The organism is Nonomuraea insulae, from assembly GCF_042656245.1.
The window spans coordinates 37,257-58,991 of sequence record NZ_JBHSPA010000079.1; the positions used below are offsets into that span (position 1 = coordinate 37,257).

Annotated in this window: 15 protein-coding genes; 5 read left to right on the forward strand and 10 right to left on the reverse strand. The window is 71.5% G+C overall.

Translation table 11 applies throughout. From position 1 onward, the window contains the following. Positions 1–2: 2 nt before the first annotated feature. The 4 genes from ACFPZ3_RS51650 to thrC form a co-directional block, all read right to left on the reverse strand. Positions 3–1,259 carry a sensor histidine kinase gene (locus ACFPZ3_RS51650; protein WP_379521802.1) on the reverse strand — a complete coding sequence of 419 codons (1,257 nt, stop codon included), beginning with the start codon at positions 1,257–1,259 and terminating at the stop codon, positions 3–5. 139 nt (positions 1,260–1,398) lie between these two features. Next, positions 1,399–3,510, reverse strand: a complete 2,112-nt coding sequence (gene rho / locus ACFPZ3_RS51655) for a transcription termination factor Rho (protein ID WP_379521803.1) — start codon at positions 3,508–3,510, stop codon at positions 1,399–1,401. A gap of 457 nt (positions 3,511–3,967) precedes the next feature. After that, positions 3,968–4,876 carry a homoserine kinase gene (gene thrB, locus ACFPZ3_RS51660; protein ID WP_379521804.1) on the reverse strand — a complete coding sequence of 303 codons (909 nt, stop codon included), beginning with the start codon at positions 4,874–4,876 and terminating at the stop codon, positions 3,968–3,970. A gap of 29 nt (positions 4,877–4,905) precedes the next feature. After that, positions 4,906–5,964: a threonine synthase gene (gene thrC, locus ACFPZ3_RS51665; protein WP_379521805.1), complete on the reverse strand. Its 1,059-nt coding sequence runs from the start codon at positions 5,962–5,964 to the stop codon at positions 4,906–4,908. Positions 5,965–6,162: 198 nt separating this feature from the next. Between thrC and ACFPZ3_RS51670 the strand changes: the two genes are divergently transcribed. Next, complete coding sequence (locus ACFPZ3_RS51670) at positions 6,163–7,605, forward strand: glycosyltransferase family 2 protein (RefSeq protein WP_379521806.1); 1,443 nt, start codon at positions 6,163–6,165, stop codon at positions 7,603–7,605. Positions 7,606–7,639: 34 nt separating this feature from the next. Here ACFPZ3_RS51670 and ACFPZ3_RS51675 read toward each other — a convergent pair whose 3' ends face one another. Both ACFPZ3_RS51675 and ACFPZ3_RS51680 read right to left on the reverse strand, forming a co-directional pair. Continuing rightward, positions 7,640–9,280: a glycosyltransferase family 2 protein gene (locus ACFPZ3_RS51675; protein ID WP_379521807.1), complete on the reverse strand. Its 1,641-nt coding sequence runs from the start codon at positions 9,278–9,280 to the stop codon at positions 7,640–7,642. Then, positions 9,277–10,359 carry a glycosyltransferase family 2 protein gene (locus ACFPZ3_RS51680; RefSeq protein ID WP_379521808.1) on the reverse strand — a complete coding sequence of 361 codons (1,083 nt, stop codon included), beginning with the start codon at positions 10,357–10,359 and terminating at the stop codon, positions 9,277–9,279. The genes ACFPZ3_RS51675 and ACFPZ3_RS51680 overlap by 4 nt, the downstream gene beginning before the upstream one ends. A 309-nt stretch (positions 10,360–10,668) precedes the next feature. Here ACFPZ3_RS51680 and ACFPZ3_RS51685 point away from each other — a divergent pair, with 309 nt between their 5' ends. From ACFPZ3_RS51685 to ACFPZ3_RS51700, 4 genes are read left to right on the forward strand one after another with little or no spacing between them, the layout of a single operon-like run. Next, positions 10,669–11,046, forward strand: a complete 378-nt coding sequence (locus ACFPZ3_RS51685) for a hypothetical protein (protein ID WP_379521809.1) — start codon at positions 10,669–10,671, stop codon at positions 11,044–11,046. Next, a complete protein-coding gene (locus tag ACFPZ3_RS51690) occupies positions 11,043–12,542 on the forward strand; it encodes a glycosyltransferase family 2 protein (protein ID WP_379521810.1) in 1,500 nt (499 codons plus the stop codon). Before ACFPZ3_RS51685 ends, ACFPZ3_RS51690 begins: the two co-directional genes overlap by 4 nt. Then, complete coding sequence (locus ACFPZ3_RS51695; protein WP_379521811.1) at positions 12,539–14,491, forward strand: glycosyltransferase; 1,953 nt, start codon at positions 12,539–12,541, stop codon at positions 14,489–14,491. The genes ACFPZ3_RS51690 and ACFPZ3_RS51695 overlap by 4 nt, the downstream gene beginning before the upstream one ends. A gap of 52 nt (positions 14,492–14,543) precedes the next feature. After that, on the forward strand, positions 14,544–16,250 hold the full coding sequence (locus ACFPZ3_RS51700; protein ID WP_379521812.1) for a glycosyltransferase: 1,707 nt from the start codon (positions 14,544–14,546) through the stop codon (positions 16,248–16,250). Positions 16,251–16,411: 161 nt separating this feature from the next. Here ACFPZ3_RS51700 and ACFPZ3_RS51705 read toward each other — a convergent pair whose 3' ends face one another. From ACFPZ3_RS51705 to ACFPZ3_RS51720, 4 genes are all read right to left on the reverse strand, one after another. After that, on the reverse strand, positions 16,412–17,701 hold the full coding sequence (locus ACFPZ3_RS51705; RefSeq protein WP_379521813.1) for a homoserine dehydrogenase: 1,290 nt from the start codon (positions 17,699–17,701) through the stop codon (positions 16,412–16,414). Then, positions 17,698–19,080: a diaminopimelate decarboxylase gene (gene lysA / locus ACFPZ3_RS51710; RefSeq protein ID WP_379521814.1), complete on the reverse strand. Its 1,383-nt coding sequence runs from the start codon at positions 19,078–19,080 to the stop codon at positions 17,698–17,700. The genes ACFPZ3_RS51705 and lysA overlap by 4 nt, the downstream gene beginning before the upstream one ends. A gap of 124 nt (positions 19,081–19,204) precedes the next feature. Then, on the reverse strand, positions 19,205–19,825 hold the full coding sequence (locus tag ACFPZ3_RS51715) for an anticodon-binding protein (RefSeq protein WP_379521815.1): 621 nt from the start codon (positions 19,823–19,825) through the stop codon (positions 19,205–19,207). Between the two features lie 31 nt (positions 19,826–19,856). After that, positions 19,857–21,701 carry a hypothetical protein gene (locus ACFPZ3_RS51720; RefSeq protein ID WP_379521816.1) on the reverse strand — a complete coding sequence of 615 codons (1,845 nt, stop codon included), beginning with the start codon at positions 21,699–21,701 and terminating at the stop codon, positions 19,857–19,859. Positions 21,702–21,735: the final 34 nt, after the last annotated feature.

Consider the following 21,735-nt stretch of genomic DNA (forward strand, 5'->3'; position numbering starts at 1 on the left):
TATTACCACTCGCAGGGCAACTCCGCTCGTACCAGCGTCGGACCGCCCAGCGGACTGTGCACCACCAGCACGCCGTCGATGGTGGCCGCCCGGTCGGCCAGCCCGGACAGGCCGCCGCCGGGGCTGAGGGCCGCGCCGCCGATGCCGTTGTCCCACACGTCCACCACCACACCACGGTGGTCCCTGATCACCGTGACGGACGCCTCGGTGGCGCCGGAGTGCTTGGCCATGTTGGTCAGCGTCTCGGCCACGGTGAAGTACGCGATGCTCTCCACCGCGGGCGGCGGGCGATCCTCCAGCTCCACGGAGACGTCCACCCGGATCGGCGCCCTGGCGGCCAGCCCCGACAGCGCGGCGTCCAGCCCGCGGTCGCTCAGGATGGCCGGGTGAATGCCCCTGGCCAGGTTCCGCAACTCGGCGATGGCCGCCTTGGTGCCCGCGTGGGCCTGCGTGATGAGCGCCCTGACCTCGTCGGGATCGGTGTCGAACTTCGACTGCGCCCGCCCCAGGTCCACCGCCACCGACAGCAGCCGCTGCTGCGCGCCGTCGTGCAGGTCGCGCTCGATCCTGCGCCGCTCGGCCTCTGCCGCGTCGATCCCGCGCGCCCTGCTGGCCCGCAGGCGCTCCTCCTGGTTGCCCCCGAGCAGCACCGTGGCCAGCGTGCCGTGCAACCAGGCCATCCCCCGTACGAGATACGCCGTCAGCACCAGCACCACGGCCCCGAAGAACGCGACGAGGCCGGCGCTCATCCAGTCGTCGACCACCAGCTCGTCGTAGTCCTCCGAGCGCCCGTGCAGGGCGAGCAGCAGCGGCTGGATGAGCAGCATGACCGAGGTGAACCACCCGGTGAACGTCAGCACCACCTCGACCGCGCCGAGCGGCAGCAACATCAGCAGGTAACCCAGGTCCTGCCAGGTGGCGGGGTCGGACAGCAACCAGCGCAGATGGGCGCCGACCCCGCCCTCAGGCCGCGGACGGTACGGATCGGCGATCCTGACCCCGAACGCCGCCCGTAACATCCGGCGCTCCAGCATCGCCCCGCCGCGCCATATGAGCACGGTGGCCATCATGAGCGGCACACCCACCCAGACGACCGCCAGCGTGAGCGACAGCGGCACGGCCAGGCCGAGCACGACGAACCAGCCGAGCCCGAAGAACCCCGTGACCAGCAGGTACGGGGCCGCCCGCCAGGTCATCGGATCCACCACAACCCCGAGCGGGCCCTTGGCCCCGAGCGGCACACGGTCCTTCAGTCGCATGTAGTTCAGACTGCACGCGCGAAACCGTCCGGTGAATACGGCAGGCGGCACTTGCCGGGGTAGGGCTAACCCCCGCCCCCCGCGAAAAGCGAAGAAGCGGCAGGGGAAGAACCCCTGCCGCCCCTCCGAACGCGGGCCGCTAGTCGCGGTCGTTGCTCACCGTGGTCTTCTGGACCTGCAGGAGGAACTCCGCGTTGGACTTGGTCTCCTTCATCTTCTCAAGGAGCAGCTCAAGCGCCTGCTGCATGTCGAGCGCGTGCAGCACCCGGCGCAGCTTCCAGACGATCTGGAGCTCGTCCTTGCCCATGAGGATCTCTTCCTTACGGGTGCCGGACGCGTCGACGTCCACCGCGGGGAAGATCCGCTTGTCGGCCAGGGATCGGTTGAGCTTGAGCTCGGCGTTGCCGGTGCCCTTGAACTCCTCGAAGATGACCTCGTCCATCTTGGACCCGGTCTCGACCAGGGCCGTGGCGAGGATCGTCAGCGAGCCGCCGTTCTCGATGTTGCGGGCGGCGCCGAAGAACCGCTTCGGCGGGTAGAGCGCCGTGGAGTCGACACCACCCGACAGGATGCGACCGGACGCCGGGGCCGCCAGGTTGTAGGCGCGGCCGAGGCGGGTGATCGAGTCGAGCAGCACGACCACGTCGTGGCCCAGCTCCACCAGGCGCTTGGCCCGCTCGATGGCAAGCTCGGCGACCGTGGTGTGGTCTTCTGCGGGACGGTCGAAGGTCGAGTGGATGACCTCGCCCTTCACCGACCGCTGCATGTCGGTGACCTCTTCAGGCCGCTCGTCCACGAGCACGACCATCAGGTGGCACTCGGGGTTGTTGCGGGTGATCGCGTTGGCGATGGCCTGCAGCACCATCGTCTTACCGGCCTTGGGCGGCGAGACGATGAGGCCACGCTGGCCCTTGCCGATCGGCGAGACGAGGTCGATGATCCGCGTGGTGAGGATGTTCGGCTCGGTCTCGAGACGCAGGCGATCCTGCGGGTAGAGCGGCGTCAGCTTGTTGAAGTCGGGCCGGTTGCGGGCCTGCTCCGGGTCCATGCCGTTGACGGTGTCGAGGCGGACCAGCGCGTTGAACTTCTCGCGCCGCTCGCCGTCGCGCGGTTGCCGCACGGCGCCGGTGATGACGTCGCCCTTGCGCAGGCCGTTGCGGCGGATCTGGGCCAGCGAGACGTAGACGTCGTTGCTGCCCGGCAGGTAGCCGCTGGTCCTGACGAAGGCGTAGTTGTCGAGGATGTCGAGGATGCCGGCGATCGGGATGAGCACGTCGTCGTCGCCGACCACGGGCTCGCCGCTCTCGTAGCGCTCACGGCCACGACCGCGGTTGCGCTCCCTGAAACGGCCCCTGCGACCGCGTCCGCCACGATCGTCGTCGTCGCCACCGCGCTGGTCACGCTGGTCACGAGCGTCGCCGCGCTGGTCGCCGCGGTTGCCGGAGTCGGCTGCGCGCTCGCGCTGGTCGCCGCGCCCGCCGTCACGAACGCCATCGCGCCCGCCGTCACGAATGCCGTCACGGCCACCGTCACGAAGGCCGTCGCGGCCACTGTCACGAACGCTGTCGCGGCCACTGTCACGAACGCTGTCGCGCCCGCCGTCACGGCTGTCGGAGCGGCTGTCAGAACGGCTGTCGGTACGGCTGTCGGTACGGCCGCCGTCACCGCGGTCACCGGAACGGTCGCCGCGGTCGCCACGCTCGCGGCGCTCACCGCGACCACGGCGCTCGCGCCGGCTCTCGCCGCGCTCGGAGCGCGGCTCGCCCTGCGTGACCTCGGCCGACTGGGCCTCCTGCTGCTGCTCCACAACGGTCTCCACCGGGGCCGCGACCGGCTCGGGCGCGACGGCCACGGGCTCGGGGGCGGGCGCCGCGACGGGCTGCGGAGCGGGGTCCTCAACGGTCTTGGTGCGGGAGCGTTCCCTGCGTGTACGGGTGGGCCGCTCTGCCGCGGGGGCCGCCTCCGTCGTGGACGGGGCGGGTGCCTCCGCCGGTGCGGCTACTGCTGCGCCGTCTCCGGAACCGCCACCCTGCTTCTCCTGGATGGCCGCGATGAGCTGGCTCTTCCGCATGCGCCCGGTCCCGCTGATGCCCAGCTCCGCGGCCATCTTCTGCAGCTCGGGCAGCACCTTGGCGGACAGGCCGGTGCCGGAGCGACGCGCACGCGGCTTGGCCGCGGCGCGGGTGGGGGTGTCGCCGGACGCCGGCTCAGCGCCTGATGCGTCGGAGAGGAGTTCGGTGGTGTCGCTCAACTAAAAGGTCCTTCCCAGGGGTCGGGCGCCGGTTTCGTTCTGCCGGGCGTCCCGGAGGTGCTTGCGATCCGGCGGGACAGACCGGGTCGGGGTGCACTTTGCGATCTTCGGCTGTCGCTGGAGACAGTCGCCACTCTTGGGGAGGGGTTCGTCCACGCCGCCGATGGCCCTTGGCGCGTGGCCGACACCCCCCAGATTGCTGTCGCCAACCAGATGTCGAGATGATTCGAACGCGCAGGTCCCCGTCGTCGCCACCTCGCGTTGAGCCAACCGGGTGTGGGCCAACCGGAGGCAACGGATTCCGGGGAGACAGCCATGCCGCCCACGCCTCGCGACGTGAAGCATGATGCAGCGATGTATGGCTGACAAGCACGCACCCACCAAGGGGGCATCTGGTGCGGCTATCAGCCTAACATCACCAGCGCACACGGCTATTCCCTGAAGGTCTAAAGAGGCATCAGCGTGTCTCGGGGAACTGAACGTTCGCACCAACCGGGTCGACGTCCATAAGCTGGATGTGCCAGTCATTACCCACTTCTGGCGCGATCAAATCCTGCGTATCCGATGTCGAAAACGCAAGAACTGTGGGACCCGCTCCCGAAACGACCGCGGGCACGCCCACTGCACGCAGACGTTCTACCAGATCCGTGCTCTGCCTCATGGCAGGCGCGCGGTAATGCTGGTGGAGGCGGTCTTCCGTGGCGGCGAGCAGAAGCTCTCGTTCGGGCCGCTGGGTCAGCGCGGCGATCAGCAACGCGGCCCTGCCGGCGTTGAAGGAGGCGTCCTTGTGGGGCACGTCCTTCGGCAAGAGCCCCCGCGCGGCCTCCGTGGACAGCCGCGTCGACGGAATGACGACGACTGGACGGACACGCTGGTCGGGAGTCAGTTTCACCATATGCGGCGCGCCGGCGTGGTCGGACCACGCCACGGTCAGTCCGCCCGCCAGGCAGGGGGCGACGTTGTCGGGATGGCCCTCCATCTCGGTGGCCAGCGCGAGCACGTCGTCGTCGGAGAAATGTTCGCCATCGGCCAAAGCGCGCGCGGCGAGAATGCCCGCGCACACGGCGGCCGACGACGATCCCAGGCCGCGGGCGTGCGGAATCATGTTGCGGCAACGCAGGCGTATGCCTTCCGGCTGGGGCAGCCCCATGCGGCCGAACGCCGCGCGCATCGCCTTGACGACCAGATGCCCCTCGCCGAGATCCACCTCCCCCGCGCCTTCGCCCTCCACGGTGACGTGGACGCCGCGTTCGCCGGTGAGCGCGGCCTCGACCTCGTCGTGGAGGCTCAGTGCCAGCCCCAGCGCGTCGAACCCGGGCCCCAGGTTCGCCGATGTGGCGGGCACACGGATCTCAACGGTCCTCATCAGTTCACTTTTCTCCCCGTACGCCCCCGTCAGGCGAGGTTGAGCGCCGCCGCGGCGGCGTGGACGTCGATCGGGATGACCACCGGCGCCGGCGCTCCCGAGATGGCCCAGTCAGGGTCCTTCAGGCCGTTGCCGGTGACCGTGCAGACGATGCGCTGCCCCGACTCCACCATGCCCTGAGCGTGGGCTTGCAGCAAGCCCGCGACGCCGGCGGCCGAGGCGAGTTCCACGAACACGCCCTCCTCCTGAGCCAGCAGCTTGTACGCGGCCGCGATCTGCCGGTCGGTCACCGCCTGGATGATCCCGCCGGAATCGTCGCGGGCCGAGGTGGCCAGCGACCAGGAGGCGGGGTTGCCGATGCGGATCGCGGTGGCGATCGTGTGCGGATGTGCGACGGGCGCGCCCTCGACGATGGGCGCCGCGCCGCTGGCCTGGAAGCCGAACATGCGCGGAAGCTTCGTCGACACGCCGTCGTCGAAGTATTCGCGGTAGCCCATCCAGTAGGCCGAGATGTTGCCCGCGTTGCCCACCGGGATGCAGTGGATGTCGGGCGCGTCGCCGAGCGTGTCGACGATCTCGAACGCCGCCGTCTTCTGCCCCTGCAACCTGAACGGGTTGACCGAGTTGACCAGCGCGATCGGATAGCTGGATGACAACTTGCGGGTCATCTCCAGGCAGTCGTCGAACGACCCCTCGACCTGTAGCAGCGTGGCCCCGTGAACGAGCGCCTGGGCCAGCTTGCCCATGGCGATCTTCCCCCGCGGCACCAGCACGGCACAGGTCAGCCCGGCGCGTACGGCGTAGGCCGCCGCGGAGGCCGAGGTGTTGCCGGTGGAGGCGCAGATGACCGCCTTGGCCCCCTCCTCCACCGCCTTGCTGATGGCCATGGTCATCCCGCGGTCCTTGAAGCTGCCCGTCGGGTTGGCCCCCTCCACCTTGAGGTAGACGTCACACCCCGTGAGGGCCGAGACGCGGTGCGCGGGCACCAGCGGCGTGCCGCCCTCGAGCAGCGTGATGACCGGCGTCTTCGCGGTGACCGGAAGACGCTCGCGGTACTCCTCGATGAGGCCACGCCACGACCTGCTCATGATGACTCCCTACCTGCGGTGTTGGGCACAGAGTGTACGGGGTGATGGCGCCCGTCGCGGAGCCGCGTCCACGGGTCGGACTTGTTCATTGGACAGGGTCACTATTCAGGAAATTCTCAGCATCTCCCGATAAGGTCTCGGCAGGGGGTCACGACCATGAACGCGCGTCCTGCTCTGAGGCAGAACGACTATTCACCAGTGGCGGCACCGCAGCTCGGCGCCTGGTCACCCGCCCTTTCCGTGAGTGTGGTGATACCCGCTCACGGCGGGCAGGACAAGCTCGACCTGACGCTGGCGGCGCTGGCCGCGCAGACGTACCCGGAACACCTCATGGAGGTCCTGGTCGTCGACGACGGCAGCAGGCCGCCGATCCGGCTGCCGGAGATCCGTCCCGTCAACACCCGTCTCGTACCCGTACGGGACGGCTGGGGCATCTCCAACGCCGTCAACACCGGCGCCAAGGCCGCCGACGGCGAGATCATCCAGCGGCTCGACTCCGACATGGTGGCCTGCCGCGAGCACATCGAGGCCATGGCCCGGTGGCATCACGTCACGGACTACCTGGTCTCGATCGGGATGAAGAAGTTCGTCGACGCGCCGCCGGTCACCGCGGAGCAGGTCTACCGGGCGCGGCACCTGGGAGAGCTGTTCGACCTGGCCGCGGCCGTGTCGAGCTCGACCGAGGCGACGATCGCCAAGACCGACGGGCTGCGCAAGAGCCGCAATCCCTATCACGTGTGCACCGGGCCGACCTTCGCCCTGCCCCGGGAGGTCTTCCACGCCGTGGGCGGGCTCGATCCGACCGTGGCGCGGGGGGAGGACACCGAGTTCTCCTACCGGCTGGCCATGTACGGAGTTGTCTTCGTGCCCGAGATGGACGCCCAGGCCGTACACCTGGGGCTGCCTTCCCAGCATCGCGACCGGGAGCGGGCCGTGCGGGCGGTGGAGCCGTACCTGGCGCATCGGATTCCGCTGCGCAGGGACCTGCGCAAGGATCGGGGGCGGCGGTGGCTGGTCCCGTACGTGGAGGTCGTGCTCGACGTCGCCGGCGCGCCCGAGTCCGTGGTGCGGCAGGCGGTGGCGGCGGCGCTGGACGGCAAGGTGCAGGACGTCGTGGTGACGCTGGTGGGGCCGTGGTCACGGCTCGACTCCCGCAGTCGTTTCGCGCTGTCCGACCCGAGTTTCGAGCTGCGGCTCATGCGTGACCTGTTCGCGCACGACGAACGCGTCCGCCTCATCGACGAGGCCGCGCCGACGCCCGCGCCGACCCCGTTCCGCTACCGTGGGCCGGTGGACGTGCCGCTGCACCGGGCGACGCTGGAGCGGATGATCGAGTCGGTGCAGAAGGATCTCGCGGGCATCCTGGTCGTGGATCTGCCGGACGGGCGCACGGCCCGGCTCGAACGCACCTCCGCCCTGGGCCGCGCGGAGCTGCTCGCCGACGCGGGCGACGACGTGGACGACATCATCGACACCACCCATGGGGTACGCCACGAGCCGCCGGACCGCTTCTGGCCCGCCCCCACCCAGCCCGAGCCGGTCACCATCCCGGCCCCGGCGAAGGAGCAGGTGGAGCTCGCGGTCGAGCCGCCGGAGAAGACGCTGCTCCGCCGCCTGAAGTCGGCCCTGCGTCCCAACTGAGGGCGCCCCAACTGAGGGCGCCCCAACTGAGGGGTCAGCCGCGCAGGCGTTTGCGGAGCGCGCGTTTCATCGTGGCGGAGACCAGCGTGCGCAGGCCCTGCTGGGCGCGGCCGACGGCGGCGAGCTGGCGGCGCAGGGTGCCGACCTCGCGGCGCAGCTCCACGGTCGACTTGCGCCAGCGGCCCGCCTCCTCCCGCCACTTGGCCACCTGGCCCCGCAGTCTTTCGGTCTCCTTGGCGAGCCTGGCGGCCTCGGCCTGGGCCTCCGTGCGGGCCCGGTAGGCGCCCCGGCGTCCCAGCGGCGGCGCGGGGTCGGTGGTGAAGCCGCAGGTCTCGCCCTCCACCCAGGTGACGCCCGACACCGCGTCCACCACGTCGTCCAGGTCCTCCCCCGCCTCCGCCACGAGGCGGGCCCTGGCGAAGGCGGACACCCGTTCCAGGCGGGCCGCGACCACGCCCTCCGGCGACTCGTGGAGCAGCACGTTCACCAGGCCGAGGCCCTCGTCGCGGGCCAGGTCCAGCAGGCGCGCGAGGGTGTCCTCGCCGGGGATCCAGCCGGTGGGCAGGCGCAGCACGTACGGGACGGCGGGGTCGACGTCGTCCGAGGCGGCCAGGCGTACCCGGGCCTCGTGCTCGTAGTGGCCCTGGACCAGCACCAGGTCGAGATTGGGGTCCTTGAGCGGGGCACGGGGGTCGCGGGAGAGGGTGTCCCAGGGGCCGATGAGGTGCGCGGACAGGTCGGGCACGGTGCCCGCCAGCAGGGCGTCCACCGTCGCGCGCACGTCGTCGTATCCGGCGGTGCCGTCCACCACGGCGGTGACGTACGGGATCTTCCACCGCCGCCCAGGATGGCCCCTGAGCCAGCGGTAGGCCGGGATGCGGTCGGCCACGAACGCGTGGCTCACCCGGTCGATGGGCTGCTTGTCGCGCATCCGCATCGTCGGGCCGAGGTGGTAGGCGCGGGCCGCGGGTTCCGGTACGAAGACCGCGCCCGCCTGCCCCAGCCGGTAGCCCATCTCGGTGTCCTGGCCCAGGATCAGGTCGTCGTCCATCGGCCCCGCCGCCGCGATCAGCCGGGCGTTGACCGAGGTGGCGCCCCCGACGTGCAGGCTGAAGGGGCGTTGCGGGTTGTCGGTGAGGCCGTCGGTGCGCTCGACCAGGTCCACGATCCAGGCGTGCGGCTCGGCGGGCTCGAAGTGTCTCTCCAGGTCCTCGGGCAACTCGGCCGGCGGTTCCGCCTCGGTGAACCTGATGTAGCCGGTCACGACGAGGTAGGGGGCGGTGTGGTGCCAGCGCATGTGCGCCTCGATCGCGCCCGGGGTGAGCACGACGTCGGAGTCGAGCCAGTGGATCACCTCGCCGGTGGCCTCGGCCAGGCCCGCGTTGCGCGCGTTAGCCCGGCCCGGCTTCGCGCAGACGATCAGGCGGGTTCCGGCGGGGCGGGCGGCGGGCAGGCGCAGCGGGGGCTCGCTGCCGTTGTCGACGACGATGACCTCGGTGAGCGCGGCCGGGTACGTCTGCCTGGCCAGGGCGGCGAGCACCAGGTCGAGCTTGTCCTGGCCGCCGTAGGCCGGGATGACGACGCTGACCGTCAGCCGGGGCGTGAGGTGCTCCTGCGGGGCGAGCACCCGGTAGTCGTTGCCACGCACCCGGGCCGTTAAGCCCCGTGTGCTCATGCCGCTTCCATCAGCAGGCTCGGGCGGAAGCCGCGCCACTGGTTGGCGGCCACCTTGACGAAGTGGGCCAGCGGCAACTGCCAGGTGTGGTCGCCGCTGAGCCCCCTGCGCAGGACGTAGCCCAGCCCGTGGGTCCGGTAGATGCGAGCGTCCGCTTTTTTCGCTGATTTCAGGAATTCGAGATCAACAGCCCGTGGCAATCCAGGAAATCCGCCTATTTCCTGGAATTTCTCGCGAGGCACCATGATCGTGCCTCCGGCCACATGATCGGCCCAAACCTCGCTCGGATAGCTCGCCCCGCTCGCGAACGTCGTCCGCCTGATCGTCGCCTTCAACGGCTCCAGATAGAAGAACTCCGCGGTCGTGCCCACCACGTCGGCCCCGGCGTAGGTCAGCGCCATGAACAGGTCGGCCAGGTGCCGCGGGCCGTACCAGTCGTCATCGTCCCACTTCGCCAGACAGTCGCCGCTCGCCAGCGCCGCCGCCTGGTTGAGCACCTCGCCGAACGGCACGGAGGCGTCCGCCTCGACCCACCTCACGGGCAGCGAACAGGACTCGACCGCCTCGCGCACCTGCTCGAACGCCACCCCGTGCAGCCCCAGCAGCACCTCCGCCGCCACCTCGCGCTGGCGCTCCATCTGAGCCAGCGCGACGCCGACGAGGCCGGGCCGCTTGGTGGCCATCACGATGCTGACCTGGGGGTTGTTCTGGGGCGATGCGGCGTGGGCGAAGCGGCGCAACCGCACGCTGTGCTCCTCGCGCCGCAGGTCGGCCAGGGAACGCGCGGTGCCGTCGGAGGCGTGGCCGAGCCAGTCGCGGTCGGTGAGCAGCGCGGCGAGGCCGGCGGGCACCCAGGGCGCGGCGTGGCCGGCGGTCAGCGGGACCCCGGCCGCGGCCAGGCCCAGGAGGCCGTCGAGCGGCACGGGCGCGTCGGGCCACTCGACCTCCAGGCCGCGCAGCGGACGCAGCGCGGCCACGTCGGGCGGCAGGCCCTCGACCGCCCAGTCGGTGTCGGCCCAGTGCAGGCGGGCCAGCCCCTTCTCCGGCGTACGTGCGAAGCCGCAGGGGGTAACGGACATGGGTGGTGTGCTCCTCGACCGCTGGGACTCAATCGGCGCCTACCTTACGCCCGTTTTACCGGCGGGTAGACGCGGGCGCCGCATTCGGCAGGCCCGGCGGCGCAGGTCGAGCGGGCCGAAGTTTCCCTGTGATCCTTTCAGAACTTATGGCACGGTAGTTGCCAGTGTTTATTAAGGTGTCAATAATCCCATGATGTCCGTGATGCCTCCGATGTCCTGCTACTCGTGAACTACGAAAGGTATGCGCGGATGCTTTCGCCCCGCCGTCTGGCAGCGACCGTCGCACCCCTCGCAGCACTGAGCCTCGGCGTGCTCGCGCTTCTCGTGCTCGCCGAGCTGATCACGTTCGGCGAGGCGGTGGCGGTGGTGGCGTTCCTCCTCTCGCTGGCTGCCCTCGCCCTGCTCCTGCTCACCGTGCGCCGCCTCGACGGCAAGGCGCACCGGATCGACCTGCGGATCAAGAAACACGAGGCCGAGCTCACCAGGACCACCGCCTCGCTCAAGAACATCGAGAACCGGCTGGACGTGCTGGCGCGGGCCGTCGAGGAATCCGCCGGGCGGCGGGCCGACGACCTCGGCGCGATCCTGGCCTCACTCGGGGAGGACCGGGTGAACGCCATGACCCGGGCGCGCGAGGTGGAGGAGTTGCGCGAGGAGGTCCGCGGTCTGACCGAGGACCGCGTATGACGCGGGTCAGGCACAACGACTACGGCGTGCTGCGACCGCCCGCGCTGGGCGCGTGGGAGCCGTCGTTGCGGGTGTCCGTGGTCATCCCGGCCTACGACTGCGCGGAGGCGCTGGAGCGTACGGTTCCGGCGCTGGCGCGGCAGACGTACCCCGCCGAACTGGTCGAGATCGTCGTCGCCGACGACGGGAGCGAGCCGCCGCTCCGGGTGCCCGGGGCGCGGGTCGTACGGGTCGCGGAGGGCTGGGGACGCGGCGCGGCCCGGCAGAGCGGGCAGCTCGCCGCCACCGGGGACGTGATCCACTGGCTCGACTCCGACATGATCCTGGCCGAGGACCACCTTGAGGCGCACATGCGCTGGCACCACCTGATCGACCACGCGGTGGTGATCGGCGACACGCGGTTCGTGCGGGCGCCGGGCGAGGAGGGCGTCCAGTCGGAGTACACGCGCAAGGCCCTGGAGTCCACCAGGAGGCTCAAGGACGCGGGGACGAGCGCGTACCTGCAGCACACGGGCGCCTCCTCCTCCGTGCGCGCCGAACTGCTGCGTGCGGCCGGGGGCGTGGACGCCTCACTGAACATGGCCGAGGACACCGAACTCGGCTACCGGCTGGCCCAGGCGGGGGCGGTGTTCATCGCCGACGCCGAGGCCAGGGGGTGGCACGCCGGGCCCTCCACCGTGATGGTGCGGGAGGAGGAGGTGCACCGGCACAACTGGTCCTATCTGGGCGATCTGATCCCGGATCTGCGCTGGTTGCGCGGGCATCCCCGGCGTACCTGGCTCGTTCCGTACGTGCGGGTCGCGGTGATCGCCACGACGTACGAGCAGACGCGGGCGAGCGTGGACTCGGCGCTGGCCGGCACGCTCACCGACGCGGCGGTCACGATCGCGGGGCCGTGGGGCGAGCTGACCGGCGAGCGCCACGCCGGCCTCGACGATCCCCTGCTGGACCTGCGGCTCCTGAGCCATCACTACGCTCATGAGCCCCGGGTGGAGTTCGCGCGGAGCGTACCCGGCTCGGCCGCGCCCGCTCCTTTCCTCCTCACGCTGCCCTCCGGGTGGGTGCTGGGCGCCGACACGCTGGCCAAGCTCGTCCGGCACGCGGAACGCGACCTGCTCGGCCTGGTCTGCGTGGCACTCGCCGAGGAGGAGAGCGAGGTCGTGGCCGCGCGGCTGGAGCGGACGGCCGCCTTCGCCCGCGCCGCGCTGTTCCCCGGCGGGGCCGACGACCTGGTGGACGAGATGTTCGGTTCGGAGTGGGTCAGCGGAGCCGAGTACGACTTCGCGACCGCCGAGGAGGCCGAGCCGCCCGCCGGGGAGCCGGCCAAGTGGCGGGCGCTGGCGGGGCAGCGGCTGGGCGAGGTCAAGGAGCTGCGGGCCGAGGTGGAACGGCTGAACGCGGAGATCGAACGGCTGACCGCCCCCGATGACGATGCTGACGAGGCTCCTCGTGGGCCGCTGGGCGCGATCATGCGGCAGCTCCGGAGCGCCGGATGATCCGTCAGCTGCTGGCGGACCTGGACGGGGCGCCGGTGTTCTTCGCCGGGATCGACGATGCCGAGGCGCTCTACGCCGATGGCCGTACCGGGGTGGTGGACCTGGATCGGGACCTGCTGGAGGCGCCGCGAGAAGGCGCACGTGAGGTTCTCGTCCTGGCCGGGACGCCCGCCGACCTGCGCAGGATCGCCACCCTGCACAAACTGTTGCCGCAGGCCGAGCGGGTGGTGGTGGCCGTGCTCGACACGCCGCCCGCCCATCCCGCGCCCGTGCCGACGCCCACGCCTGCGCAGCGCTGGCGGTCGCTGACGGACTTGCGGGTGTACCGGGCCGAGGGTCGGGTCTGGGTGGTGGACGCGCGTTTCTCCGCCGCCACGCCCGCCGGACGTACGGTGGCGGCCACGGCCCGGGCCTTCGCCGGGCACCGCCTCGACGTCATCGCGGCGCCGGCCGCGGCGATCGCGGGAGTGGGGGCGGCCGACTGGCGGCCAGGAGATCCCAACGCCACGCCCGCCGAGGTGGGCGGGCCGGTTCCTGAACGGGTGGGAGCACCTGGCGGTGACGTGGTGCTGCGGACCGGCGTTCCCAAGGCCGGCGACGAGGCGGGCGACGGGTGGGGAGGCGACGAGTGGGACGGGGACGAGAGGCCGATCGAGCGCCCGACGTCGCGGGCCGCGAGCTGGCAGAGCCTGGGCCGGCCAGGGATGACCGGGTCGCCGCTGGCCGATCCCGACGTGCTCGGCGAGCCGTCCATGATCCCCCCGGTGGACGAGCGGCTCGTGAACCCGCAGGGCTTCGTGACCATCCCCTCCCGCGGCATGGCCACCCTGGCAGAGCGTGACGGCCGCTGGTCGGTGGTGCTGGAGGGGAAGGTCGTGACGTCGTTCGCCGAGTCGGGCGGGGTCACCGACGCGGACGTGGCCAGGTTGCGGCAGATCCGCGGCGTCGAGGTGGACTGGCGGCGCGCGCACAGCGGCCCTCTGGCGGCCGTACGCGTGCTCGCCGGGCTGGCCGCCGCCGGGGTGCCGCTGGTGGCCCCGCGAGCGCCGCGCTGGGCGGGCGCGCTCGGGAAGGACCTGATCGGGCTGCTCATGGCCCGCCCCGAGCTGTCGGACGAACTGCGCCGGGAGGAGCACAGCATCCGCCTGCGCAGGTCCGCGCTGCGCACGCACGGCGTGGCGGCCCGCTGGGAGCAGCTCGGCGCCCCCGCGCCCGCTCCCCCGCTCACCTCGGTCGTGCTCGCGACCCGCCGTACCGACATGGTTTCGTTCGCCCTCGACCAGATCGCCCGGCAGCGCGACGCCCGGCTCGAAGTGGTGCTCGCCCTGCACGGCGTGCCCCAGGGGCATCCGGACGTGGCGGCGGCGATCGCGGCGTTCGAGGGGCCGCTGACCGTGTACGAGGCCGATCGCCGGGCCGTCTTCGGCCAGGTGCTGAACGACGCCGCCGCCAGGGCATCGGGGTCGTTCCTGCTGAAGATGGACGACGACGACTGGTACGGGCCCGGCTTCCTGGCCGACCTGCTGCTGGCGCACGCGTACTCGGGGGCCCAGGTGGTCGGGACGGTGCCGGAGTTCGTGTACCTGTCCTCCATCGACGTCACCGTGCACCGCAGGCAGGTCACCGAGCAGATCACCAGCTTCGTGGCCGGGGGGACGATCCTGGTGGAGCGGTCGGCGTTCCAGGCGGTGGGCGGGTTCCGGCCGCTGCGGCGGTCGGTGGACACCCAGTTCCAGGAGGCGTTGCAGGCGGCGGGCGGGCAGATCTACCGTACGCACGGGCTCGGGTACATCCTGCGCAGAGGCCCCGCCGCCGATCACACCTGGCAGGAGCCGATCGGGACGTTCCTGCGGCGCAACAGGCGGCAGTGGCGCGGCTTCCACCCGAGCGCCCTCATGGACCTGGACACGATCCCCGCCGCATCCACGAACGGAAACCCCCGCCCATGAGCGGGACCCCTTTCGTGAACGGGACCCCTCTCGTGAACGGAGCCCTCCGCTCATGAGCGGGACCTCGCGGCCGGTCACCAGCGGCGGCGGCCGGGTGCCGCGCATCCGCCGCAACGACTTCGGCCTCCTCGTCCCGCCCGCCCTGGGCGCCTGGGAGCCCACGCTCACCGTCACCGTCGTCATCCCGGCCCACGACCGCCAGGAGACCCTGGACCTGACGCTGGCCGCCCTGTCGGCGCAGAGCTACCCTGAGCGCTTCCTCGACGTGATCGTCGTGGACGACGGCAGCGCCACGCCGCTGCGCCTGCCCGAGATCGTCCCGTCCCGTACCAAGCTGATCCCCAGCCCGCCGGGCGGATGGGGACGGGCCTGGGCGGTGCAGGCGGGCCTCGACGCGGCGACAGGCGAGGTCGTCTTCGTGCTGGACGCCGACATGGTGCCGCACCGGCGGCACGTGGAGGCCCAGCTGCGCTGGCATCACCTGGCCCCGTACGTGGTGGCGCTCGGCTGGATCGACTTCACCGCGGCCGACCAGGCACTCCCCGGCCAGGAACAGGTCAGGCAGGCGCTGGAGTCGGGCACAGAAGAGGCCCTCTTCCCCCTCTCGCCACACCGCCACGACTGGGCCGAGCAGATCATCCGTGACCACGACGGCCTGCGTACCGCCCCGAACTCCCTGGCCACCCGGATCCACGTGGGGGCCACGGTCTCCTATCCGGCGGCGTTGCTGCGCGCCGCAGGCGGCATGGACACCTCCCTGGTGCTGGCCGAGGACACCGAACTGGGCTACCGGCTGACGCAGGCGGGCGCGGTGTACGTCCCCGACCCCGAGTCCAGGGCGTGGCACATCGGGCTGCCCACGGCCATGCGCGACTTCCAGGCGCTGAAGCGCCACAACGACCCTTACGTGGCCGATCGGGTCCCGTACCGGCGCTATCTGCGGACGGACGTGGGGCGGCAGTGGCTGGTGCCGTACGTGGAGGTGGCCGTGCCGGCGGGCTCGTACGAGGACGTACGGGCGACCGTCGACACCCTCCTGGCCGGTTCACTCCCGGACCTCAGGGTCACCGTCGCCGGCCCCTGGGACACACTCCCCTCCGGCCGCCGCTCCCCCCTCACCGACCCCCACCTGGACCTCCTCCTCATCCACGCCTGCTTCGCCCACGACCCCCGCGTCCACCTCACCACCGGCTCCCCTCCACCCGGCACACCCCCGTTCCGCCTGTCGGTCCCGCCCGGCTGGGTCGTGGCAAACGACGCGGTGGAACGCCTGGTGGAGCACATGGAGCAACACGACCTGGGCACGCTCCGCGTCGCCCTGGAGGAAACGGCGCACGGCGAGGTGACCGTGGCCCGCCTGGACCGCACCGCCGCCCTTTCCCGCGCCGCCCTGGTCTCCGAGCCCGGCGACGACCTGGACGACCTCATCGACGCCCTGTTCGGCCTGGAATGGCTGGACGGGGAGACGTGGGGCTTCCGCCGCCGGCCGGCCACGTACCCACCGCGCAAGAGACCTCCGTCGGAGCTCGCCCTACGCGAGAAGGAACTCACCCTCCTCCGCGAGCGCCTCACCGCCCTCCGCGCGGAGATGGCGCAACTGCGCAGGGAGTCGGGCAAGAACGGCCGGGACGCGGCGCGGTGGCGCGAGAAGGCGGAGTCGTGGCGGCGCGAGGCGGCGCGACTGGCCAGGAACCAGAACCGCACAGTACTCAAACGAGCCATCCGCCGAGTCCGCGACCTGGCCTTCCCCGACAACTAGCCGCGCACGTCGGTGTCCTTCGGGTGACGGGCCGACGCATAAACGAAATGCACGGTTCGTCGCTTCGGGCTCATGGTGCGAGCACCTCACCGTGGTCCTCGTCCGGCAGGGGCAGGCTGAGCCGGGCGGTCAGCGCGGGGTCGGCCAGGATCCGGGCGGTCCTACTCGTCGCCCTCCACCCGCATCACGCTCGCCACCGCCCGCACGATGTCCAGTTCGCGCAGACCCTCCATGGTCGCCGACAGGGCGGCGTCCGTGGCGCGGTGGGTGACGATGACGAGTTGGGCGTCGTCGCCGTGGCCCTCCTGGCGTACGGTCTGGATCGACACGTCGTGCTTGGCGAACAGCTCCGCCACCTGCGCCAGAACGCCCGGCTTGTCGGCGACGTCGAGGGCCACGTGGCAGCGGGTGACGGTCTCACCCATGGGGTGCACGGCCAGCGACGCGTATGTGGACTCCTCGGGGCCGCGGGTGCCGGCGAGGCGGTTGCGGCCGACGGCCACCAGGTCGCCTAGGACGGCGGAGGCCGTGGGGGCGCCACCGGCGCCCTTGCCGTAGAACATGAGCTGGCCCGCCGACTCCGCCTCCACGAAGACCGCGTTGTACGCCTCCCGCACCCCCGCCAGCGGATGCGAGCGCGGGATCATGGCCGGGTGCACCCGCACGCCGAAGGAGCGGCCGTCGTCGGAGCGGGCGCAGATGGCCAGCAGCTTGATGACGTTGCCCATGGCCTTGGCGGAGGCGACGTCGGTGGCGGTGATGTCGGTGATGCCCTCCCGGTGCACCTCCTCGGCGCGTACGCGGCTGTGGAAGGCGAGCCCGGCCAGGATGGCGGCCTTGGCGGCGGCGTCGAAGCCCTCGACGTCGGCCGTCGGGTCGGCCTCCGCGTAGCCGAGCGTCTGGGCCTCCTCCAGGGCATCGGTGAAGGACGCGCCCGTGGAGTCCATCTTGTCGAGGATGTAGTTGGTGGTGCCGTTGACGATGCCCAGCACCCGTTTGACGTGGTCGCCGGCCAGCGACTCGCGCAGGGGGCGCAGGAGCGGGATGGCCCCGGCCACGCTGGCCTCGAAGTAGAGGTCGCCCCTGCCGGTCCTGGCGGCCTCGTGCAGGGTGGCGCCGTCCTCGGCCAGCAGCGCCTTGTTGGCGGTGACCACCGACTTGCCCCTGGACAGGGCGGAGACGATCAGCGAGCGGGCGGGCTCGATGCCGCCGATGACCTCGATCACGATGTCCACGTCGTCGCGGGCGACCAGCGCCTCGGCGTCGGTGGTCAGCAGCGCCGGGTCGACCTCGATGTCGCGTTTGCGGCCGAGCCTGCGTACGGCGACCCCGGCCAGCTCCAGCGGCGCGCCGACGCGGGCGGTCAGGTCGCCGGCCTGCTCGTGCATGAGCCTGATGACCTGCGAGCCGACGACGCCGCAGCCCAGAAGAGCCACTTTCAGCGGTTTCACAGCTGCCCCCTCAACAAGTCGTCCTCGGTCTCACCCTGCACGATCACGCGGGAGACGCCGCCGGAGACGGCGACCACGGCGGGCCTGGGCAGGTAGTTGTAGTTGTTCGCCAGCGAACGGCAGTAGGCGCCCGTCGACGCCACGGCGATCAGGTCGCCCGGGGCGAGGTCGGCGGGCAGGTGGAAGTCGCGCACGATGATGTCGCCGCTCTCGCAGTGCTTGCCGACCAGGCGGCTGAGCATGGGCTCGGCCTCGCTGCCGCGGCTGACCAGCGCCGCGGTGTATTCGGCGCCGTAGAGCGCCGTGCGCAGGTTGTCGCTCATGCCGCCGTCGATGCTCACGTAGGTGCGCAGCCCCTCGACGTCCTTGATCGTGCCGACCTCGTAGAGGGTGATGCCGCCTGGGCCGACGATCGTCCGGCCGGGCTCGACGGTCAGGCGGGGGACGGGCAGGCCCGCTCCCGTGCAGACCTTCGCGACGATCTCCTGCAGGCTGTCGGCGAGCTCCTTGATGTCGGGGGCCTCGTCGCCGTCGACGTAGGCGATGCCGTAGCCGCCGCCGAGGTCCAGCTCGGGCAGCACCACACCGTGCTCCTCCTTGATCTGGACCAGCAGGGAGGCGAGCCGCCGCGCGGCCACCTCGAACCCGGCGGTGTCGACGATCTGGGAGCCGATGTGGGAGTGCAGGCCGAGGAGCTCAAGCTGCGGCAGGGCCAGGATCCTGCGTACGGCCTCCGCCGCCGCCCCCGTGCTCAGCGACAGCCCGAACTTCTGGTCGTCGTGCGCCGTGGCGATGAACTCGTGCGTGTGCGCCTCGACCCCGGTGGTCACCCTGACCATCACCTTGGGCCGCTTGCCCTGCTGCTCGGCGAGGTAGCCGAGTCTGGCGATCTCGTCGTAGGAGTCGACCACGATGTGCCCGACCCCGGCCTCCAGCGCCTTGCCGAGCTCGGCCGTGGACTTGTTGTTGCCGTGCATGGTGATGCGCTCGGCCGGGAACCCGACGCTCAGCGCCACCGCCAGCTCGCCGGCGCTGGCCACGTCGAGCCCGAGGCCCTCCTCCTGCAGCCAGCGCACGATCTCCTTGCACAGGAACGCCTTGCCGGCGTAGTGGACCTCGGAGCCGGCGAAGGCGGTGGCGTAGTCGCGCATGCGCGAGCGTACGTCGTCCTCGTCGAGGACGTAGAGGGGCGTGCCGTGGTCGCGGGCCAGGTCACGCACGTCCACGCCGCCGACCGTGAGCGTGCCCTCGACCCGGGTCGACGTTCGGGGCCAGATCGCGGGATTGATCCGGTTGAGGTCGGCGGGCGCCAGCGGCGGGCGCTCCTGGGGCAGCATCTCTGCGTGCCGGTCCCCGGCGGGGTGGGCGAATCGACTCACCCGATCGAGGCTATCGGACGCGCAAGTAAGCCATGACCCCCTGACCACGTATCGAGACACGTTCAAGCCCCAGAAGGGATATTTTTACGCTTTTTCGCCGTTTCGCCGGATATTTTGTGATCCGTTACAGCCTGTCAGGGCCTGGCAGCACTTTCCGCACGACCTCCGCCACGCGCACCCGCGCCGCGTGCACCTGCCCCGGCTCCTCGTCCCCGACCGGCACGGCGGGCGCCCATTCGTGCGCGTCGTGGTAGGCGAGCGCGAGGCGCAGCAGGTAACTCTCCCACCCGGGCTCCCGGCTGACCAGCCGCCCCGGCACCTCGGCCAGCACGCGCAGCACCCACCGGTGGTACGGGTCGGACAACAACTCGGGGCTGAATCCCGTGGGCACCCCCAATTGCCTGGCCCACCGCTGCACGGCACTGGCCCGCGCATGCCCGTACCGGACGACGAATCCGGGGTTTTCCCAGGTGCGGGGGAAGTCCGGCCACGCGGGCTCGAACGGGACGTCCGGAGGTTCGGCGGTCGCCAGCGTTCCGGGGGCGCCCACGACGATCCGCAGGAACCCCTTCCCCCGGACCTCCACGGAGTCCACCCCGTCGAGCGCCCGCACCCGGACCGCGAGCTCCTCTGCGGGCAGGCGCCGGCGTAGCGCGGCGGCCGAGACGTACACGGCCTCCCGCTCCCACGTCCCCTCGGGCGTGGGCGGCTCCCCCAGCACCCCGGCCAGCTCGTCGGGCGTCATGGCGACGACCCTACGCGCGTCTTCCCCGGCCTCAGATGAGCGCGTGCGGCTCCGCCGAGCCGTATTCGACCAGGTGCGCCGCGCCCAGGAGCCAGCGGTCCTCGTCGCGGACCCGTACGTAGCCGAACCGGTCCGCCGAGAAGACCTTGACGCCGTCCGTGCGGCACTGCCGCATGAGCACCTCGTCCCAGCCCTCGGTGAGGTCGGCGAAGCCCAGCTCGCGCACGGTGTTGCGCCTGGCCAGGAGGGTGCCGCCGGTGATCTCCGGGAGGTAGGAGTACTCGGCGTCCGGCTGCTTGAGCAGCGTGGCCTGGGGCTTGCGCAGGTGGGCGTAGAAGGCGCCCTTGCCGACGATGTCGGCGCTGCTGAACAGGAAGGCGCGCCGCAGGTCGGACAGGTAGTGCGGGCCGTAGACGTCGCGCGGGTCCATGACGGCGACCAGGTCGGACTCGCACAGGTCGATGCCGGCGTCGAGCATCGCGCCCTCGGTCATCGACGGGACCGGGCGGCGGTAGACGACCTCCACGTCCGGCAGCACGTCGCGGGCCCGCAGCTCGGCCTCCGGCGGGCCGATGACGATGAGCTGGTCGACGCCCGATTGCCTGGCGACCTGCGCCAGCGCGTGCTCCATCAGGTACGGGTCCAGGATGGGCAGCAGGACGGAGGTGTTGAGGGTGGGGCGGGCACTGGGCAGGCCGATGGCGTCGAGCAGCTCGTCGACGCGCTCGCTCATCGTGCCCATCGAGTACGCCCGCCGCAGCGCCACGTGCGCCCGCCGCGTGTCCGCCTCGGTGCCGATGGGCGTGGCGCAGGCGGCGATCTCGGCCAGCCGCCACTGCGGGGTGCCCGGCGGGCAGTCGGCGGCGGCGGGCCAGCGGTAGGAGGTCAGCACGTCTGGGTAGGCCAGGTGACCGGGCAGGAGCTGGTCGAGCGTGAGTACGCGGTCGATGCGGCCCCCGGCCAGCGGCACCGGGTTGTGCACCCGGGGCTGCACCCCGAACTGCAGCCGCGGCCAGGCCACCGTGAGGTCCGTGGTGAAGCGGTGCTCGAAGAGCTCGGCCGCCGCCGCGTACGGCTCCACCTCGCCCTGCGTGTGCCAGAAGACCGTGCGGATGCCGCGCTCGGAGCACCAGGCCAGCAGCGCCTTGATGCCCTCGCCCGGCTCGCCGGTGAGCTCCTCGACCCAGGGGCCCTGCGTGACGGACTCGACGACCAGCAGGTGCGGCACCTCCAGGGGGAGCACCCTGGCGAAGTCGCGCGGCGTGAAGCCGGTGGTCTGCCGCCACTCGTAGCGCAGCAGCGCCTCGGCGTGCGGATCGGCGATCACCGCGGCGGTCAGGTGCGGGCGCGTGTTGGGCCCTGTCGGCACCCGGAACGGCTTGAGCTTGAAGGAGGCGCCCCCGAGCGTCCTGGTGGTGCTGGTGGCCTGGAACGCCGCCCCTGGACGCTCGTCCTTGGGCTTGGTGGCGGAAACGGGCTTCCGCTTGGGCGCGGAGGGCCGTTTGACCGGCTTGGCGGCGCCCCTGAGGCCCTTGGCCAGCCGCATCGGGTTGTTCTTGGAGCTCTTGATGGCGTCGCCGAGCCGGTTCCAACGGGCGACCTTGATGGAGGACAACTTCCAGTTGGCCACCTCGGCCTGGAAACGCTGCTCTGCCAGCTCCTTGCGCAGCTTGTCGGCGGCGGCCTGCTCGGCGGCCAGCCGCTGCTCGGTCTCGCTCAACTGCTCGGCCAGCGACCTGGCCTCCTCGGCGCTCTGCTCGGCCGCGGCCAGCTTGACCTGGGCGGCGTCCAGCAGCCTGGCCAGCTCGGCCGAGCGTTCTGCGTGGGAAACGGCCTCACGCAACGCCCTTCGCGTGCTCTCAAGCTCTGTGCTCAACTGGACCTCCGCTCTCTCAGCCCGGCAAAGGATA

Coding starts and splice junctions, on each gene's coding strand:
- ACFPZ3_RS51650 (WP_379521802.1), bottom strand. CDS start 1,259: ATGCGACTGAAGGACCGTGTGCCGCTCGGGGCCAAGGGCCCGCTCGGG.
- thrB (WP_379521804.1), bottom strand. CDS start 4,876: ATGAGGACCGTTGAGATCCGTGTGCCCGCCACATCGGCGAACCTGGGG.
- thrC (WP_379521805.1), bottom strand. CDS start 5,964: ATGAGCAGGTCGTGGCGTGGCCTCATCGAGGAGTACCGCGAGCGTCTT.
- ACFPZ3_RS51675 (WP_379521807.1), bottom strand. CDS start 9,280: ATGAGCACACGGGGCTTAACGGCCCGGGTGCGTGGCAACGACTACCGG.
- ACFPZ3_RS51680 (WP_379521808.1), bottom strand. CDS start 10,359: ATGTCCGTTACCCCCTGCGGCTTCGCACGTACGCCGGAGAAGGGGCTG.
- ACFPZ3_RS51690 (WP_379521810.1), top strand. CDS start 11,043: ATGACGCGGGTCAGGCACAACGACTACGGCGTGCTGCGACCGCCCGCG.
- ACFPZ3_RS51695 (WP_379521811.1), top strand. CDS start 12,539: ATGATCCGTCAGCTGCTGGCGGACCTGGACGGGGCGCCGGTGTTCTTC.
- ACFPZ3_RS51700 (WP_379521812.1), top strand. CDS start 14,544: ATGAGCGGGACCTCGCGGCCGGTCACCAGCGGCGGCGGCCGGGTGCCG.
- ACFPZ3_RS51715 (WP_379521815.1), bottom strand. CDS start 19,825: ATGACGCCCGACGAGCTGGCCGGGGTGCTGGGGGAGCCGCCCACGCCC.